15 protein-coding genes and 1 rRNA gene are annotated in these 16481 nt (G+C 62.7%); 13 read left to right on the top strand and 3 right to left on the bottom strand.

Annotated elements, in window-relative coordinates:
- Positions 1-110: 110 nt before the first annotated feature.
- From catC to cysA, 12 genes are all read left to right on the top strand, one after another.
- The gene (gene catC / locus B6S08_RS18070) at positions 111-401 is read left to right on the top strand and encodes a muconolactone Delta-isomerase (RefSeq protein ID WP_094201632.1); all 291 of its coding nucleotides are present in this window, start codon (positions 111-113) and stop codon (positions 399-401) included.
- Positions 402-457: 56 nt separating this feature from the next.
- Positions 458-1396, top strand: a complete 939-nt coding sequence (gene catA / locus B6S08_RS18065; RefSeq protein WP_094202202.1) for a catechol 1,2-dioxygenase — start codon at positions 458-460, stop codon at positions 1394-1396.
- A gap of 74 nt (positions 1397-1470) precedes the next feature.
- Positions 1471-2847: a Rieske 2Fe-2S domain-containing protein gene (locus B6S08_RS18060; RefSeq protein WP_094202201.1), complete on the top strand. Its 1377-nt coding sequence runs from the start codon at positions 1471-1473 to the stop codon at positions 2845-2847.
- Positions 2844-3335: a benzoate 1,2-dioxygenase small subunit gene (benB, locus tag B6S08_RS18055; RefSeq protein WP_094202200.1), complete on the top strand. Its 492-nt coding sequence runs from the start codon at positions 2844-2846 to the stop codon at positions 3333-3335. Before B6S08_RS18060 ends, benB begins: the two co-directional genes overlap by 4 nt.
- Positions 3336-3352: 17 nt before the next feature.
- Positions 3353-4381 carry a benzoate 1,2-dioxygenase electron transfer component BenC gene (gene benC / locus B6S08_RS18050; protein ID WP_094202199.1) on the top strand — a complete coding sequence of 343 codons (1029 nt, stop codon included), beginning with the start codon at positions 3353-3355 and terminating at the stop codon, positions 4379-4381.
- Positions 4378-5157 carry a benzoate diol dehydrogenase BenD gene (benD, locus tag B6S08_RS18045; protein ID WP_094202198.1) on the top strand — a complete coding sequence of 260 codons (780 nt, stop codon included), beginning with the start codon at positions 4378-4380 and terminating at the stop codon, positions 5155-5157. Before benC ends, benD begins: the two co-directional genes overlap by 4 nt.
- 102 nt (positions 5158-5259) lie before the next feature.
- The gene (locus B6S08_RS18040; protein ID WP_094202197.1) at positions 5260-6594 is read left to right on the top strand and encodes an MFS transporter; all 1335 of its coding nucleotides are present in this window, start codon (positions 5260-5262) and stop codon (positions 6592-6594) included.
- 94 nt (positions 6595-6688) lie between these two features.
- Complete coding sequence (locus B6S08_RS18035) at positions 6689-7906, top strand: benzoate/H(+) symporter BenE family transporter (protein WP_094202203.1); 1218 nt, start codon at positions 6689-6691, stop codon at positions 7904-7906.
- Positions 7907-8057: 151 nt separating this feature from the next.
- Positions 8058-9062: a thiosulfate ABC transporter substrate-binding protein CysP gene (gene cysP, locus B6S08_RS18030; RefSeq protein WP_094202196.1), complete on the top strand. Its 1005-nt coding sequence runs from the start codon at positions 8058-8060 to the stop codon at positions 9060-9062.
- Between the two features lie 3 nt (positions 9063-9065).
- Positions 9066-9908, top strand: a complete 843-nt coding sequence (gene cysT, locus B6S08_RS18025) for a sulfate/thiosulfate ABC transporter permease CysT (RefSeq protein WP_094202195.1) — start codon at positions 9066-9068, stop codon at positions 9906-9908.
- Positions 9908-10747, top strand: coding sequence for a sulfate/thiosulfate ABC transporter permease CysW (gene cysW, locus B6S08_RS18020; protein ID WP_094202194.1), 840 nt, complete (start codon positions 9908-9910; stop codon positions 10745-10747). The genes cysT and cysW overlap by 1 nt, the downstream gene beginning before the upstream one ends.
- A gap of 5 nt (positions 10748-10752) precedes the next feature.
- Positions 10753-11844, top strand: a complete 1092-nt coding sequence (gene cysA / locus B6S08_RS18015; protein ID WP_094202193.1) for a sulfate/thiosulfate ABC transporter ATP-binding protein CysA — start codon at positions 10753-10755, stop codon at positions 11842-11844.
- Positions 11845-11889: 45 nt separating this feature from the next.
- On the opposite strand, the gene cysM is transcribed toward cysA, so the two are convergent.
- The gene (gene cysM, locus B6S08_RS18010; protein WP_094202192.1) at positions 11890-12789 is read right to left on the bottom strand and encodes a cysteine synthase CysM; all 900 of its coding nucleotides are present in this window, start codon (positions 12787-12789) and stop codon (positions 11890-11892) included.
- 64 nt (positions 12790-12853) lie between these two features.
- Positions 12854-13471, bottom strand: coding sequence for a LysE family translocator (locus tag B6S08_RS18005; RefSeq protein WP_094202191.1), 618 nt, complete (start codon positions 13469-13471; stop codon positions 12854-12856).
- A gap of 102 nt (positions 13472-13573) precedes the next feature.
- Here B6S08_RS18005 and B6S08_RS18000 point away from each other — a divergent pair, with 102 nt between their 5' ends.
- Positions 13574-16231 carry a bifunctional acetate--CoA ligase family protein/GNAT family N-acetyltransferase gene (locus tag B6S08_RS18000; RefSeq protein WP_094202190.1) on the top strand — a complete coding sequence of 886 codons (2658 nt, stop codon included), beginning with the start codon at positions 13574-13576 and terminating at the stop codon, positions 16229-16231.
- Between the two features lie 150 nt (positions 16232-16381).
- On the opposite strand, the gene rrf is transcribed toward B6S08_RS18000, so the two are convergent.
- Positions 16382-16481: ribosomal RNA gene (rrf, locus tag B6S08_RS18725) — 5S ribosomal RNA — on the bottom strand; the annotation flags it as partial.

The raw sequence follows: 16481 nt of genomic DNA, 5'->3' as shown, positions 1-16481 counted from the left end.
CGTCACCCTGCCCGCCGGGCCGGGCCTGGGCGTCACCCTCAACGAAGACAAGCTGGCCGAATACCGCCGCAAGTCATCACTCGCCCCCCACGCGTAACAGGAAGACAACCATGCTGTTTAAAGTCGAAATGAAGGTCAATCTGCCCCACGACATGCCGGCCGAGGTGGCCGCCGAGATCAAGGCCCGGGAGAAGGCCTATGCCCAGGAGCTGCAGACCCAGGGCAAGTGGCGCCACCTGTGGCGGGTGGCCGGCAGCTACGCCAACGTCAGCATTTTTGATGTGGCCGACAACGCCGAATTGCAGGATCTGATCAGCAACCTGCCGCTGTTTCCCTACATGGACATTCAGGTGGCGCCCTTGTGCCGGCACCCGTCCTCCATTCATCAGGATGACCGTTAACCGACGTTCGTCCCCCCTACGACCAAATCATAAAAAAGATGCAAGGAGCCAAGGCAATGTCAGTCAAAACCATGCAGACGCAGGAAGTCAAAACACTACTGGAAAAAGTCGCCGGTCTGAACCAGGCCGGTGGCAACGAGCGGGTCAAGACCATCGTGCACCGCGTGATGCACGACGTCTTCCAGCTCATCGAAGACCTGGACATCACCCCGGAAGAATTCTGGAGCGCCGTTTACTACATCAACGACCTGGGCAAGAACGGCGAAGCCGCCCTGCTCGCTCCCGGCCTGGGCATGGACAAGTACCTGGACATTCGCATGGACGCCGCCGACGAGCAGGCCGGCCTGGCCGGCGGTACCCCGCGCACCATTGAAGGCCCGCTGTATGTGGCCGGCGCCCCGGAGTCCGCGGGCTTCGCCCGCATGGACGACGGCACTCAGGACGGCGACACCATGATCCTGACCGGCGTGGTCACCGACCAGGACGGCCAGCCGTTGCCCAACACCCTGGTGGAGATCTGGCACGCCGATCTCAAGGGGGGCTACTCCTACTTCGACCCGTCCCAGAGCGAATACAACCTGCGCCGCAGCATTCGCACCGACGCCGATGGCCGCTATACCGCGCAAAGCATCATTCCGTCCGGTTACGGCTGCCCGCCCGAGGGCGCCACCCAGGCGCTGCTGAACCAGTTGGGCCGCCACGGCCGCCGTCCGGCCCACATTCACTACTTCGTGTCCAAGCCGGGCTACAAGCACCTGACCACCCAGATCAACCTGGCCGGTGACGAATACACCTACGACGACTTCGCCTTTGCCACCCGTGAAGAGCTGGTGTGCGACGCCGTGCGCATCGACGACGCGGGCGCCGCCGAGCAGTACGGCCTGAACCAGCCGTTCACTCGAGTGGAATTCAATATTCGGCTGGTGGCGTCCGACAAGCCCGAGCACCAGCAGCGCCACGAGCGCAAGCGCGCCCTGGAAGACGACATCGCCTGAACCTGACACGGCTGCCTCAGCCGGCCGGCCCGCTTCAGGCGGGCCGGGCAGTAACATCACATGGAGTGAGAGACATGACTCGCCAACTCGACCGACTCGAACAAAAAATCCGTGGCGCGGTGGAAGCCGATCCGCAAACCGGCCACTACCGCTGCGACCGTGGCATCTTCACCGACCAGGCGCTGTTTGACCTGGAAATGAAGCACATCTTTGAAGGCAACTGGGTCTACCTGGCCCACGAAAGCCAGGTGGAAAATCCCGGTGATTACTACACCACCACGGTGGGTCGCCAGCCGGTGGTGATCACCCGCACCAAGGACGGCGAACTGCGCGCGCTGCTGAACACCTGCTCCCACCGGGGCGCCACCCTGTGCCGCAAGAAGCGTGGCAACAAGGCCTCGTTCACCTGCCCCTTTCACGGCTGGACCTTCAAGAACGACGGCAAACTGCTCAAGGCCCGGGATCAGAAGAAAGGTGGCTACCCCGAGGGTTTCAGCACCGACGGCTCCCACGATCTGAAACAACTGCCGAAATTCGAATCCTATCGCGGCTTTCTGTTTGGCAGCCTGAGCGCCGACGTGCAGCCGCTGCAGGACTACCTGGGTGAAACCACCAAGATCATCGACAACATGGTCGATCAGGCGGAAGACGGTCTCGAAATCCTGCGCGGCAGTTCCACCTATACCTATGAAGGCAACTGGAAGCTGACCGCCGAAAACGGCGCCGACGGCTACCACGTGGGCACGGTGCACTGGAACTACCTGTCCACCATGGGCCAGCGCAACTACGACAAGGGCGGCACCGAGGCGGTGGACGCCAAGAGCTGGTCCAACGAAGGCGGCTTCTACTCCTTTGAAAACGGCCACATGATGCTGTGGACCCGGCTTACCAATCCTCAGGTACGTCCGGTGTTCAACCACCTGGAACGGCTGCAGGGCGAGCTGGGCGAAGCCCGGGCCGACGCCATCGTCAACACCACCAAGAACCTGTGCCTGTACCCCAACGTGTATCTGATGGATCAGTTCTCTACCCAGATTCGAGTGCTGCGCCCGATTTCCGTTAACAAGACCGAAATCACCATCTACTGCTGGGCACCGAAGAACGAGCCGGCGGCGGATCGCGCCAAACGCCTGCGCCAGTATGAAGACTTCTTCAACGTCAGCGGCATGGGCACCCCGGACGATCTGGAAGAATTCCGCGCCTGCCAGAACGGCTACGAGGCCAGCGGCCTGAAGTGGAACGACATGAGCCGGGGCGCCGCCCACTGGATTGAGGGCCCGGATGCGGGTGCCGAGCGCATTGGCCTTCAGCCCATTCTGAGCGGCGCCAGGCCGGAAGACGAGGGCCTGTATGTCACCCACCACCAGCACTGGGTAAAAGAAATGCTGCAGGCGGTCGACACCGAGCGCGCCCAGCTGATTTCCATTCAGGAACAGGAGACTTGCGCATGAGCATGAGCGTTGAACAGATCCAGGCCTTTGTCTTTCGCGAAGCCCGCCTGCTGGACGATCGCCAGTGGGACGAGTGGCTGACCTGCTACCACCCCGAGGCGGTGTATTGGATGCCCGCCTGGGACGATGAGGACAAGCTGACCGAAGACCCCCAGACCGAGATCTCGCTGATCTACTACCCCAACCGGGAAGGCCTGGAAGATCGGGTGTACCGCATCAAGACCGAGCGCTCCGGCGCCAGCTCACTGCCCGAGCCGCGCACCACGCACCTGACCAGCAACCTGGAAATCCTGGAGCAGCAGGGCCACACCGTGAAGCTGCGCTTTAACTGGCAGACTCACAGCCACCGCTACCACAAGACGGAGACCTATTTCGGCACCTCCTTCTACACCCTGGACACCAGCGGCGAGCAGCCGGTGATCACCGAGAAAAAGGTGATTCTGAACAACGACTACATCAATCAGGTGATTGATATCTATCACCTTTAACAGGTGGGGAAAGCATTATGAGTTACAACATTGCCCTCAACTTTGAAGACGGCGTTACCCGTTTCATCACCTGCAACGACGGCGAAACCGTGCTGGATGCGGCCTATCGCAACCAGATCAACCTGCCCATGGACTGCTCCGACGGCGTGTGCGGCACCTGCAAGGGCAGCTGCCATCAGGGCGACTTTGAGCTCGGCGACGAATACATCGACGAGGCCCTGACCGACGAGGAAGTGGCCGACGGCAAAATCCTGACCTGCCAGATGATTCCCGTCAGCGACTGCGTGGTGGAGATTCCGGCCGCGTCCACCCTGTGCAAGACCGGCACCGCCGAGATCGGCGGCACCCTGGCCGAGGTCAACCTGATCTCGCCCACCGCCATCGAGCTGAAGGTGACCGCAGATCAGGACATCGCCTTTCTGCCCGGCCAGTACGTCAACATCGGCGTACCGGGCACCGAGGAAGTACGCGCCTACTCCTTCAGCTCACTGCCGGGCAGCCGGGAGCTGAGCTTTTTGATCCGCAACGTACCGGGCGGCCTGATGAGCTCCTGGCTGGTGGGTCAGGCCAAGACCGGCGACCGCCTCAGCCTGAACGGCCCCCTGGGCGTGTTCTATCTGCGCCCGCTGGCCCTGCCGGTACTGATGCTGGCCGGTGGCACCGGCCTGGCCCCCTTCCTGGCCATGCTGGAAGAGCTTCGCGTAAAGGGCTGCGATCAGCCGGTGCACCTGCTTTACGGCGTGACCAACGACGATGATCTGGTCGGGGTCGAGGCCTTGCAGCAGTTTGCCGCCGACATCGACAACTTCACCTTTAAAACGGTGGTGGCCAATCCCGACAGCGCGCACCCGCACAAGGGCTATGTCACCAACCACATGGAAGATGCCCCCATCGGCCACGGCGAAGTGGACGTGTATCTGTGCGGCCCGCCGCCCATGGTGGATGCGGTGCTGGGTTACTTCCGCGACCAGGGCATTGAACCGCATTCATTCCATTACGAGAAGTTCAGCCCCAGCGTGACCGGGGTTGGGGAGCAGGTCGCATGAGTGCCCGCTTTACCGACAAGGTGATGGTGATCACCGGCGCCGCCCAGGGCATTGGCCGGCGGGTGGCCGAGCGGGCGGCGGCGGAAGGCGCTCGCCTGGTGCTGGCGGATCTGGCGGATTATGTGCACGAGCTGGCGGCCGAGCTGCAGCAGCGAGGCACCCAGGCCCTGGCGGTGCAGGCAGACCTGGAAACCTGGGAAGGGGCGGAAACCCTGATGGCTCAGGCCCGGGCGCGCTTTGGCCGCATCGATATTCTGGTGAACAACGTAGGTGGCACCATCTGGGCCCAGCCCTACGAGCACTACACCCCGGAGCAGATTCAGAAGGAAATTCAGCGCTCCCTGTTCCCCACCCTGTGGTGTTGCCGGGCCGTGCTGCCCGGCATGGTGGAGCAGCGCGGCGGCGCCATCGTCAACGTGTCGTCGGTGGCTACTCGGGGCCTGATGCGGGTGCCCTACGGCGCCGCCAAGGGCGGGGTGAATGCCATGACCGCCAACCTGGCCTTTGAATATGCCGAGTACGGCATTCGAGTCAATGCCACCGCTCCGGGCGGCACCGAGGCCCCGCCCCGGCTGACCCCGCGCAACAGCGAGGCCCAGGGGGAACGGGAACAGCAGTGGTACCAGACCCTGGTGGATCAGACCAGGAACACCAGCCTGATGCACCGTTACGGCACCCTGGACGAACAGGCGGCGGCCATTCTGTTCCTGGCGTCTGATGACGCCAGCTACATCACCGGCACCGTGCTTCCCGTGGCGGGGGGCGATCTGGGCTGACAGGCAATAAGGGCCGCCCGAAGGAGGGGCGGCCCTTTTTTACTCAACCGGAGACGTTTTCTCCAACTCCTGACTTATGGATAGCTTACGGAGTAATATGCGATGAGACAGATAGATGTAAACCAGACCATAGACAACGCCAGCTTTACCCCCTTTCACTGGAAAGTCCTGTTCTGGTGTTCCCTCATTATTATTTTCGACGGTTACGACCTGGTGATCTACGGCGTGGTGCTGCCACTGCTGATGGATCAGTGGCAACTCAACCCTTATGTGGCCGGCTTGCTGGGCAGCAGTGCGCTGTTTGGCATGATGTTTGGCGCCATGGGTTTTGGCATGCTGTCGGACCGGCTCGGACGCAAGAAAACCATTCTTATCTGCGTGGTGCTGTTCAGCCTCACCACCGTCATCAACGGTCTGGCCACCAGCCCCTGGCAGTTCGGCCTGCTGCGCTTTATCGCCGGCCTCGGCATCGGCGGCGTCATGCCCAATGTGGTCTCACTGATGAGTGAATATTCCCCCAAACGCAGCCGCAGCACCCTGGTGGCGCTGATGTTCAGCGGCTATGCCGTGGGCGGCATGATGTCGGCCGGTCTCGGCATCTGGATAGTGCCCAACTTCGGCTGGGAGATCATGTTCTACCTGGCCATAGTGCCCCTGCTGCTGCTGCCGCTGATGATCAAATACCTGCCCGAGTCGGTGGCCTATCTGATGGCCCAGCGCCGCCAGGACGAAGCCCGCGAGTTGCTGCAGAAGGTGGCCCCCGACCAGCACATCGACCGCCACGACCAGCTGGTGGTACCGCCGACCAATGTGCAGAAGGCACCGGTGCTGGAGCTGCTGCGCGGCGGCCGCACCCTCAGCACCCTGATGTTCTGGACCGCCTTCTTTTGCTGCCTGCTGATGGTCTATGCCCTCGGCTCCTGGTTACCCAAGCTGATGTCGGCCGCCGGCTACGAGCTGGGCTCCAGCCTGATGTTCCTGATGGTGCTCAACATCGGCGCCATTGTCGGTGCCGTGGGCGGCGGCTGGCTGGCAGACCGCTTCTCGCTGCGCTCGGTGCTGGTCAGCTTCTTTATGCTGGCGTCCGCTTCTTTGGTGCTGCTTGGTTACCCTCACCCCATGTGGTTGCTGTACAGCCTGATGGCCGTGGCCGGCGCCACCACCATCGGCTCGCAGATTTTGCTGTATGCCTATGTGGCCCAGTTTTACCCGGCCGACATTCGTTCCACCGCCCTGGGCTGGGCCTCGGGCGTGGGCCGCAATGGCGCCATCGTCGGCCCCATGCTGGGCGGCACCCTGCTGGCCCTGGCGCTGCCGCACCAGATGAACTTTCTGGCGCTGGCCATTCCCGGCGCCATCGCCACCCTGGCCATCGCCCTGGTAGGCCGAAGCCGGCCGGCCGGGCAACCCGCCGCCGAAGCCGCTACCAACGGCTGAACATTGTCGCGATTATGCATAATATTGCCGCGATGATGGATAGCCCCGGCTGAATGCCGGGGCTATGCTGTTTTATTTTTCCAAGGAGCCGGGCATGAAGGCTTTTCTGCGCGATCTTTCACTGCCGGCGGTGGCCGCCGGCTTTCTGGCGGTGATGGTTTCTTACGCCGGCCCGCTGGCCATCGTGTTTCAGGCCGGCGCCAGCGCCGGCATCTCTCAGGAGATGATGACCTCCTGGGTATGGGCCATTTCCATCGGCGCCGCGGTATCGGGCATGGTGCTGTCCTTCTGGCTCAAGGTGCCCGTGGTCACCGCCTGGTCAGTGCCAGGCATCGCACTGCTGGTGCCGATGTTTCCCGGGCTGACCCTGGGTGAGGCGGTGGGCGCCTACCTCGCCGCCGCCGCCATTACCCTGATCATTGGCCTGTCGGGCAGCTTTGATCGCCTGATGCGGGCCATTCCCCGGGGGGTGGCCGCCGGCATGATGGCCGGTATTTTGTTTCAGTTCGGCACCAATGCCTTTGTGGCCGTGGAAACATCACCGGCCCTGGCCACCGGCATGGTGCTCACCTACCTGGTGTGTCGCCGCTGCTGCCCCAGATACACCCTGATCCTGTTGTTGCTGGTGGGCATGGGACTGGCGGTGGTGCTGGAAGGCGCCAGCCTTGCCGGCCTTCGGTGGTCACTGACCACGCCGCAATTCATTACCCCGGAATGGTCACTGACCACTACCCTGAGCCTGGCCCTGCCGCTGGTGCTGGTTAGCCTGTCCGGTCAGTATTTGCCGGGCATGGCCATACTGCATGCCACCGGTTTCAGGGTCAGTGCCCGGCCAATACTGGCCGTCACCGGACTGGCGTCCCTGCCCATGGCGCTGTTTGGCGGCGTCAGCATAGTGGTGGCGGCCATTACCGCCGCCATCTGCACCGGCGAAGACGCCCATGAAAACCCGCACCGGCGCTATGTGGCCGGGGTGTTCAATGGGCTCTTCTATCTGGTGGGCGGCCTGTTTGCCGGCACCATTGTTGCCCTGTTCTCCTCGTTGCCGGCAGCCTTTGTGGCGGTGCTGGCGGGGCTGGCCCTGCTCGGTGCCATTGGCGGCAACCTGGCCGCCGCGCTGGACACTCCGAGGGAACGGGAAGCGGCCCTGCTGAGCTTTGTGGTCACCGCCTCCGGGCTGTCACTGTTCGGCCTGTCGTCGGCGCTGTGGGGAGTAGTGGCCGGCTGTGTGGCACAGCTGGTGCTGGCGTCGCCGTCCCTGTCTGCCGGCCGGCTGCACCCTGAGGCGCCCCCCTCGCCGAAACAAGAGTAACCTTGGGGTCACCGGCCTGCCGGGCAGGCCTGGTGATGACTTATATCCGCCCTTGCTTATATATTCCAAAAGTAACTATTAAAGATGGTTTAAATATTCATTGAGCATATTAGACTCGACGCAGACCTTATTCTTCGTTCGGAGTTGAATCATGCGCAAATCCCTTCTGGCCTCCGTGTTGTTTGCCGCCGGCCTGAGTGCCACCCTGCCGCTGCAGGCCAAGGAGCTGCTGAACAGCAGCTATGACATCGCCCGCGAGCTGTTTGCCGACATCAACCCGGTGTTCGTGAAGCACTGGCAGGAACAAACCGGCGAGACCCTGGAGATCAAGCAGTCCCACGCCGGCTCGTCCCGCCAGGCTCAGGCCATTCTGCAGGGCCTGCGCGCCGACGTGGTAACCTACAACCAGACCACAGACGTGGACGTGCTGCACCAGAAGGGCAAGCTGATCCCCGCCGACTGGAAGGCGCGCCTGCCCAACGACAGCTCCCCCTACTATTCCACCATGGCGTTTCTGGTACGCAAGGATAACCCCAAGCAGGTGCAGGGCTGGGACGATCTGACCCGGGACGACGTGCAGCTGGTATTCCCCAACCCCAAAACCTCCGGCAATGGCCGTTACACCTATCTGGCCGCCTGGGGTGCCGCCCACAAGGCCTTTGATGGCGACGAAAGCAAAATCCGCGAGCACATGGGCAAGCTGGTGAAGCAGGTCGCCGTGTTCGACACCGGCGGCCGGGGTGCCACCACTACCTTTGTGGAGCGGGGCATCGGTGATGTGCTGATCACCTTTGAATCGGAAGTGAACAACATCATTGCCCAGTACCCGGATCAGGCCTTTGAGCGGGTGGTGCCGCCGGTGGACGTGCTGGCCGAGTTTCCGGTCACCTGGATTGACCGCAACGTGGAACGCAACGACACCGCCGACGCCGCCAAGGCCTATCTGGAGTTCCTGTACACGCCTGAGGCCCAGCGCATTCTGGCCAGCTACAACTACCGGGTGCATAACGAAGAAGTGGCCGCCGAGGTCGCCGACCAGTTCCCGGCCACCGAGCTGTTTACCGTGGAAGAGATCTTTGGTGGCTGGGAGCAGGCCATGAAGGATCACTTCGCCAACGGCGCCAGCCTGGATCAGCTGCAGGCCGAGGCCCGCTAAGCCATGGCGGCGCTGCTGGGCTCCTCAAAGCGGGTGCTGCCGGGCTTTACCCTGAGCCTGGGCACCAGCCTGCTGTTTGTCAGCCTGATTATTCTGCTGCCGCTCACCGGGCTGGTGATCAACACCAGCCAGATGGGCTGGGAGCAATACTGGCGGGTGGTTACCGACCCGCGGGTGGTGGCCACCTACAAGGTCACCCTCAGCGCCGCCGCCGTGGCCAGCCTGTTCAACATGGCCTTTGGCCTGCTGATGGCCTGGATCCTTACCCGCTACCGCTTTCCCGGCCGGGCCCTGCTCGACGGCCTGATGGACCTGCCCTTTGCCCTGCCCACCGCGGTGGCGGGCCTGACCCTGGCCTCGCTGTTTGCCACCAATGGCTGGTATGGTGCCTGGCTGGCGGAGCTGGGCATCAAGGTGTCCTACACCTGGGTGGGCATAGTGGTGGCCATGGTGTTTACCAGCGTGCCCTTTGTGGTGCGCACGGTGCAGCCGGTGCTGGAAGATCTGGGCCCGGAATATGAAGAAGCCGCGGCCACCCTGGGGGCCAGCCCCTGGCAGGCCTTTACTCGCGTGGTGCTGCCCGAGTTGCGGCCGGCGCTGTTTACCGGCACCGCGCTGTCCTTTACCCGCAGCCTGGGCGAATTTGGTGCGGTGATCTTTATTGCCGGCAACATGCCCTGGCAGACCGAGATCACCTCACTGATGATCTTTATTCGGCTGCAGGAGTTCGACTACGCCGCCGCCAGCGCCATTGCCAGCCTGGTGCTGCTGGCTTCATTTGTGCTGCTGTTTGCCATCAACACCCTGCAGGGCCGCTTTATGCGCCGCATAAGAGGTAACGCCTGATGGAACAGACCCTCACCCTCAAGGCGTCCCGCCCCTGGGGTCGGTGGCTGCTGATTGGCACCGGCGTGGTGCTGACCCTGCTGTTGCTGGTGGTGCCGCTGTTTGCCATTTTTGCCGGGGCCCTGGCCGCCGGCGTGGGTGGCGTGCTCGACAACCTGGCCGAGCCCGACATGCTGCACGCCATTGGCCTGACCCTGATGGTGGCGGCCGTTACCGTGCCCATCAATCTGGTGTTCGGCACCCTGCTGGCCTGGCTGGTCACCCGTTTTCGCTTTCCCGGCCGTCAGCTGCTGCTGACCCTGATGGACGTGCCCTTTGCGGTGTCGCCGGTAGTGGCCGGCCTGCTCTATCTGCTGATGTACGGCGTGAACGGCCCGGTGGGGGGCTGGCTCGACGGCCACGATATGCAGCTGATGTTTGCCTGGCCCGGCATTGTGATGGTGACGGTATTTGTAACCTGCCCCTTTGTGGTGCGCGAGCTGGTGCCGCTGATGAGCAGCCAGGGCACCGACTCGGAAGAGGCCGCCGTGCTGCTGGGTGCCAGTGGCTGGCAGCTGTTCCGCCGGGTGACCCTGCCCAACATTCGCTGGGCGCTGCTTTACGGCGTGATCCTCACCAACGCCCGGGCGGTGGGCGAGTTTGGCGCCGTGTCGGTGGTATCCGGCGGTATTCGCGGCGAGACCAACACCTTGCCGCTGCACGTAGAGCTACTGCATCAGGACTATAACGCGGTCGGCGCCTTTACCGCCGCCGCCCTGCTAACCTTGATGGCGGTAGTCACCCTGATGATCAAGTCTTATCTCGAGTGGCGCCTGCACGGCGCCAGTGAACAGGAGTAACCGGCATGAGCATTCGCATCGACGGCATTCAGAAATCCTTTGGCAAGACTCGAGTGCTGCACGACATCAACCTGGACCTGCCCAGCGGCCAGCTGGTGGGCCTGCTGGGGCCGTCGGGCTCGGGCAAGACCACGCTGCTGCGCATTATTGCCGGGCTGGAGCAGGCCAATGCCGGCCGCATTCACTTCAGCGGCACCGAAGTGACCGGGCTGCACGCCCGGGATCGCAAGGTGGGCTTTGTGTTTCAGCATTACGCCCTGTTCCGCCATATGACGGTGTTCGACAACATCGCCTTTGGCCTGACCATCAAGCCCAAAAAGGAGCGCCCGTCCGCCGCCGAGATCAAAACCCGGGTCGGCAAGCTGCTGGAAATGATCCAGCTGTCGCACCTGGCCGACCGCTTTCCGTCCCAGCTGTCTGGCGGCCAGCGTCAACGGGTGGCCCTGGCCCGGGCACTGGCGGTGGAGCCACGGGTGCTGCTGCTGGACGAACCCTTTGGCGCCCTGGATGCCCAGGTACGCAAGGATCTGCGCCGCTGGCTGCGCCGGCTGCACGACGATCTGCACTTTACCAGCGTGTTCGTGACCCACGATCAGGAAGAGGCGCTGGATGTGTCGGATCAGGTGGTGGTGATGAGCCAGGGCCGCATCGAGCAGATTGGCAGCCCCAACACAGTGTGGCAACAGCCCGCCAGCCGTTTTGTGCTGGAGTTTCTGGGTGAAGTGGCCAAAATCGACGGCGAGCTGGCGGGTGGGCGCTTTCGCGTGGGCGAGCATGGCCTGGCGCTGCCGGCGGCGGTCCGGCACAGCGGGGCCGCCAGCTGGTATCTGCGCCCCCACGAGATTGGCCTGCAGCATGATGCCAGCGCGAGCCATCCGCTGCCGGTGCGAGTAACCGACGTTAACCCCCGGGGCGCCATGGTACACCTGGAGCTGGAGCCAGCCGGCTGGCCGGGACCGCTGCTGGAAGCCGAGCTGGCCCGGCATCAACTCAATAACGTCTCTCGTGGCCAGACCCTCTATCTGGGCGGCAACCAGGGACGCCTCTATGCCGGCGACAACCAGCTCGGTGAAAGCGAGCTGGCGTTATCGGCCTGAAAGGACCGTGAGGAGTGAGGAGACGCTTTCCTCACTCCTCACACCTTACCCCTCACTGGTATTAAATACCCCGGATGACAGATAGCGGTCGCCCCGGTCGCAGATAATGGCCACAATCACCGCATTGTCGACCTGCTCCGCCAGCTTGAGTGCACCAGCCACGGCACCGCCGGAGCTGACGCCACAGAAAATGCCTTCTTCTCGCGCCAGGCGCAGCATGGTGTCTACCGCCTCTTGTTCGCTGATATCCAGCACCGTATCAACCCGGCTTCTGTCAAAGATGCCCGGCAGATAGGCCTCGGGCCAGCGCCGAATGCCCGGGATATGGCTGCCTTCGCAGGGCTGCAGGCCCACGATCTGCACCTGTGGGCTCTGCGCCTTGAGGTACTCGGACACGCCCATAATGGTGCCTGTGGTGCCCATGCTCGATACGAAGTGGGTAATGCGGCCTTCGCTTTGCTGCCAGATTTCCGGGCCCGTGCTCAGCAAGTGGGCCTGCGGGTTATCGGGGTTATTGAACTGATCGAGGATAACTCCCTTGCCGGCGGCGGCCATGCTGTCGGCCAAATCCCGGGCGCCTTCCATGCCTTCCTCCTTGCTCACCAGGATCAGCTCGGCACCATAGGCGCGCATGGAGGCCTTGCGCTCTTCGGTGGAATTGTCGGGCATGATCAGCACCATTTTATAGCCCTTGATGGCGGCGGCCATGGCCAGGGCAATGCCGGTGTTGCCACTGGTGGCTTCTATCAGGGTGTCACCGGGCCGAATGGTGCCACGCAGCTCCGCCTGCCGAATCATGTTCAGGGCAGGCCTGTCTTTTACCGAGCCGGCGGGGTTGTTGCCTTCCAGCTTGACCAGCACTTGGCTGTTGGTGTGCTCGGCCATGCGCTGCAGGCGCACCAGGGGGGTGTTGCCGACGTAATCCTCAATGGTCGGAAATGACATGGGTAATCCTTGCATGGGGTGAACTGGCTCCAGTTTACCCCATGCCATCGGCGGCCTCGACCGCTTATTGCCGGGTCAGGGCCAGCCGCGCACCCAACGCCATCATGAGCCCGCCCGAGATGCGGCCCAGATACACGGAAAAACGCTCTCGCCCGGCCAGGCTGTGTTTCAGACGCTGGCCCAGCAGGCCGTAGGCACCGTTACACAGGGTGGCGGTCAGGGTAAATACCAGCCCCAGCTGCAGCAGTTGCCAAGGCACCGAACCACCATCACTGGTCACGAACTGAGGCAGGAAGGCGAGGAAAAACAGCGCCACCTTGGGGTTGAGCATGCCTACCGTCAGCCCCCGGCGAAAGATTTGCCAGTCGCTTTGAGTGTCGGCCGCCGCCGGCAAGGCCAGGCGGCTGGCGTGACGCAGGCTGGTCCAGCCCAGGTAGAGCAGATAGGCCGCGCCGGCGTATTTGATCAGGGTAAAGGCGGTGGCGGACTGCAACACCAGGGCCGACAGACCCACTACCGCCAGCAGGGTATGGCCAAGGTAGGATACGCCCAGCCCCAGCGCCGCCAGAATGCCGGCCCGGCGACGGCCTCCAAGAGCCTGGGACAGAATGAAAAAGATATCGGGCCCGGGGGTCAGGTTAAGGGCCAGACAGGCGGGAATAAACAACAACCAGACTTCCATCTCACACTCCTGCCTTGTCGGCGGTCAACAACTCGAGAACAGAGGCTGATAATATGCTACAAATTTCGCCATACCGCCATAGATCCTATAGGAGGAGCCCCTGTGCCGCAGCAAGGACTCGATGCCCTGTTCAGACCCGCCAGCATTGCCGTTATCGGCGCCTCTCACCGGGATAATGGCGCCGGCAAGCTGGTGATGAAAAACCTGCTGGCCGGCAACTTCAGCGGTCCGGTCATGCCGGTGAACCCCAAATACGAAGCGGTGGCCGGGGTCATGGCCTACCCCGACATCGCCAGCCTGCCGCGCGTGCCGGATCTGGCCATCATCTGTACACCGGCCGACAAGAACGTCAGCATTATCGAGCAACTGGGTCAAAAGGGCTGCAAGGCCGCCATCATTCTTGCCGCCGGCACCGACGGCTCCCAGCTTGAACACATGAAGGCCAGCGCCCGGCGGCATGGCATGCGCCTGCTGGGTCCCAACAGCATGGGAGTGATACTACCGCACCTGGGCCTGAATGTGAGTTTCGCGCCCTTTCCGGCCAAACCGGGACGAATTGCCTTTGTGTCACAATCCTCCGCGGTATGCGCCACCATTCTCGACTGGGCCCGGCACAACGACATTGGCTTTTCTCACTTTATTTCCCTGGGGGATGCCTGCGACATCGACTTCGCCCAGCTGCTCGACTACCTGGCCCGGGACCGGCATACCAGCGCCATTTTGCTGTATATGGATGCCATACAGGACGCCCGCGCCTTTATGTCGGCGGCCCGGGCCGCGTCCCGCAACAAGGCGGTGCTGGCGGTAAAGAGCGGCAAGACCCGCATCGGCGCCCAGCTGGGCCACATCCATACCGGCGGCGATGTGGGCCTGGATGCCGCCTATGACGCCGCCATTCGCCGGGCCGGTATGCTCAGGGTGCGTGACACCCATGATCTGTTTGCGGCGGTGGAAACCCTTAACCACTCCCATACCCTGCGCGGCGAGCGACTGGTGATCCTCACCAACGGCGGCGGTCCGGCCATCAACGCCATCGACACCCTGCTGGCCCGGGGCGGCAAGCTGGCCAGCCTGACCGACACCACTCACTCGGCGCTGAACCGGGTGCTGCCGCCGGCATGGTCTCATACCAACCCCATTGATATCGTGGGCGATGCCCCGGTAGAACGCTACGTGGCCGCCCTAAAGGCCCTGCTCGACAGTGACGATTTCGACGCCATTCTGATCATGCACGCGCCCTCGGCGGTGGTAGACAGTACCCATGTGGCCAAGGCGCTGATCGAGGTGATTCGGCAACACCCCCGCGCCAGGCGCTTTAACATTCTCACCAACTGGTCGGGAGAGACCAGCGCCTTTGAGGCCCGTCGCTGTTTTACCGAGGCGGGCATTCCCACCTACCGCACTCCGGAAAGCGCCGCCAGCGCCTTTATGCACCTGGTGGAGTACCGCCGTAACCAAAAGTTACTGATGGAAACACCCGAATCCATCTCCGATATGCCCAGTGACGGCGACACCGTGCGGGAAATGATAAGCCAGGCCTTTGAAGAAGGGCTGCATCAACTCGACACCCATGAGGTGAGCCGACTGATGGCGGCCTACGGCATTCAGACCCTGCCCACCTGGATCGCCACCGATGGCACCGAAGCTGCCCATATCGCGGAACAAATCGGCTACCCGGTGGCGATAAAGCTGCGATCTCCCGATATTGAGCACAAGTCGGAGGTATCCGGCGTGGTGCTGAACCTGCGCTCGGCGGCCGAGGTCGCCCAAGCCGCCGGCGCCCTGCTCGATCGCGTGCGACAGGCCTACCCCAGCGCCCGCATTCATGGCCTGATGGTACAGCGCATGGCGCGCCGGGCCGGCTCCCAGGAGCTGCACATTGCGGTGCGTTCGGATCCGGTGTTTGGTCCAGTGATCCTGCTGGGAGACGGCGGCGTGGATCTGGAAGGGGAAGAGCAGGCCGCGGTGGCACTACCGCCGCTGAACATGACCCTGGCCCGCTATCTGGTCATTCAGGCGCTCAAGAGCGGCAAGGTGCGCACCAGCCGCTCCCAGCAGCCTCTCGACATGATGGCGGTATGCCAAGTACTGACCCAGGTGTCGCACCTGATCATCAATCACCCGGAGATCGTCAGCCTCGACATTCATCCGCTGCTGGCCACCGGCAGCGAGCTGATCGCCCTGGATGTCAGCCTGAGCCTGGCGCCCTTTACGGGAGATGGTCAGGCTCGGCTGGCGATTCGGCCCTATCCGAGGGAATGGGAGGAGCACACCCACCTTAAGAACGGCAGCGCCGTTACCCTGAGGCCCATACTGCCCGAAGACGAGCCGGCCCACCGGGAGTTTGTGAACCATGTGTCTGACGAAGACAGGTACAAGCGCTTTTTCGCCGATGTGGTGATCGGCCATGAGGAGCTGGCCCACATGACCCAAATAGACTACGACCGGGAAATGGCCTTTGTGGCGGTTGCCCAGAATGGTCAGATTCTGGGGGTAGTACGCGCGGTGTCGGATCCGGATAACGACGATGCCGAATTTGCAGTACTGGTACGCTCGGATCTCAAGGGGAGCGGCTTGGGCCGCATGCTGATGGAGAAGATCATTCGCTACGCCCGTCAGCGCGGCCTGAACAGCCTGAGCGGTATGACCATGCCGTCTAACCGAGGCATGGTAACCCTGGCCCGTAAACTGGGCTTCAGGGTAAAAATGCAGTTGGAAGAAGGCATTGCCGAGCTGAAACTGCCGCTGGAAGCCGAATGATAAAACAGAAAAGCATTGAAGCCCGGACAGCTTGCTCGGGCTTTATTGCTCAGGCTGACAGCCCCTATTCAGGGACGAGGCCTGTGCTTCATTGACGCGCAGAAACGAAAAAAGCCCGACACGTTCGTATCGGGCTTTTCGGTATTGGGTGCCTGGCAGTGACCTACTTTCACATGGCAGCTGCCACACTATCATCGGCGCGGGTGCGTTTCACTACTGAGTTCGGCATGGAGTCAGGTGGTTCCACAAC

The sequence above is a fragment of the Oceanimonas doudoroffii genome, from assembly GCF_002242685.1.
Lineage (GTDB): Bacteria > Pseudomonadota > Gammaproteobacteria > Enterobacterales > Aeromonadaceae > Oceanimonas > Oceanimonas doudoroffii.
This window is presented reverse-complemented; position numbering and strand designations above follow the sequence as displayed.

Bases quoted from the DNA above. Each gene is read 5' to 3' on its own strand.
- B6S08_RS18035 (WP_094202203.1), top strand. From the start codon at position 6,689: ATGAAGGCTTTTCTGCGCGATCTTTCACTGCCGGCGGTGGCCGCCGGC.
- cysA (WP_094202193.1), top strand. From the start codon at position 10,753: ATGAGCATTCGCATCGACGGCATTCAGAAATCCTTTGGCAAGACTCGA.
- cysW (WP_094202194.1), top strand. From the start codon at position 9,908: ATGGAACAGACCCTCACCCTCAAGGCGTCCCGCCCCTGGGGTCGGTGG.
- catA (WP_094202202.1), top strand. From the start codon at position 458: ATGTCAGTCAAAACCATGCAGACGCAGGAAGTCAAAACACTACTGGAA.
- cysP (WP_094202196.1), top strand. From the start codon at position 8,058: ATGCGCAAATCCCTTCTGGCCTCCGTGTTGTTTGCCGCCGGCCTGAGT.
- benD (WP_094202198.1), top strand. From the start codon at position 4,378: ATGAGTGCCCGCTTTACCGACAAGGTGATGGTGATCACCGGCGCCGCC.
- cysM (WP_094202192.1), bottom strand. From the start codon at position 12,789: ATGTCATTTCCGACCATTGAGGATTACGTCGGCAACACCCCCCTGGTG.
- B6S08_RS18060 (WP_094202201.1), top strand. From the start codon at position 1,471: ATGACTCGCCAACTCGACCGACTCGAACAAAAAATCCGTGGCGCGGTG.
- B6S08_RS18005 (WP_094202191.1), bottom strand. From the start codon at position 13,471: ATGGAAGTCTGGTTGTTGTTTATTCCCGCCTGTCTGGCCCTTAACCTG.
- catC (WP_094201632.1), top strand. From the start codon at position 111: ATGCTGTTTAAAGTCGAAATGAAGGTCAATCTGCCCCACGACATGCCG.
- benB (WP_094202200.1), top strand. From the start codon at position 2,844: ATGAGCATGAGCGTTGAACAGATCCAGGCCTTTGTCTTTCGCGAAGCC.
- cysT (WP_094202195.1), top strand. From the start codon at position 9,066: ATGGCGGCGCTGCTGGGCTCCTCAAAGCGGGTGCTGCCGGGCTTTACC.
- B6S08_RS18040 (WP_094202197.1), top strand. From the start codon at position 5,260: ATGAGACAGATAGATGTAAACCAGACCATAGACAACGCCAGCTTTACC.
- benC (WP_094202199.1), top strand. From the start codon at position 3,353: ATGAGTTACAACATTGCCCTCAACTTTGAAGACGGCGTTACCCGTTTC.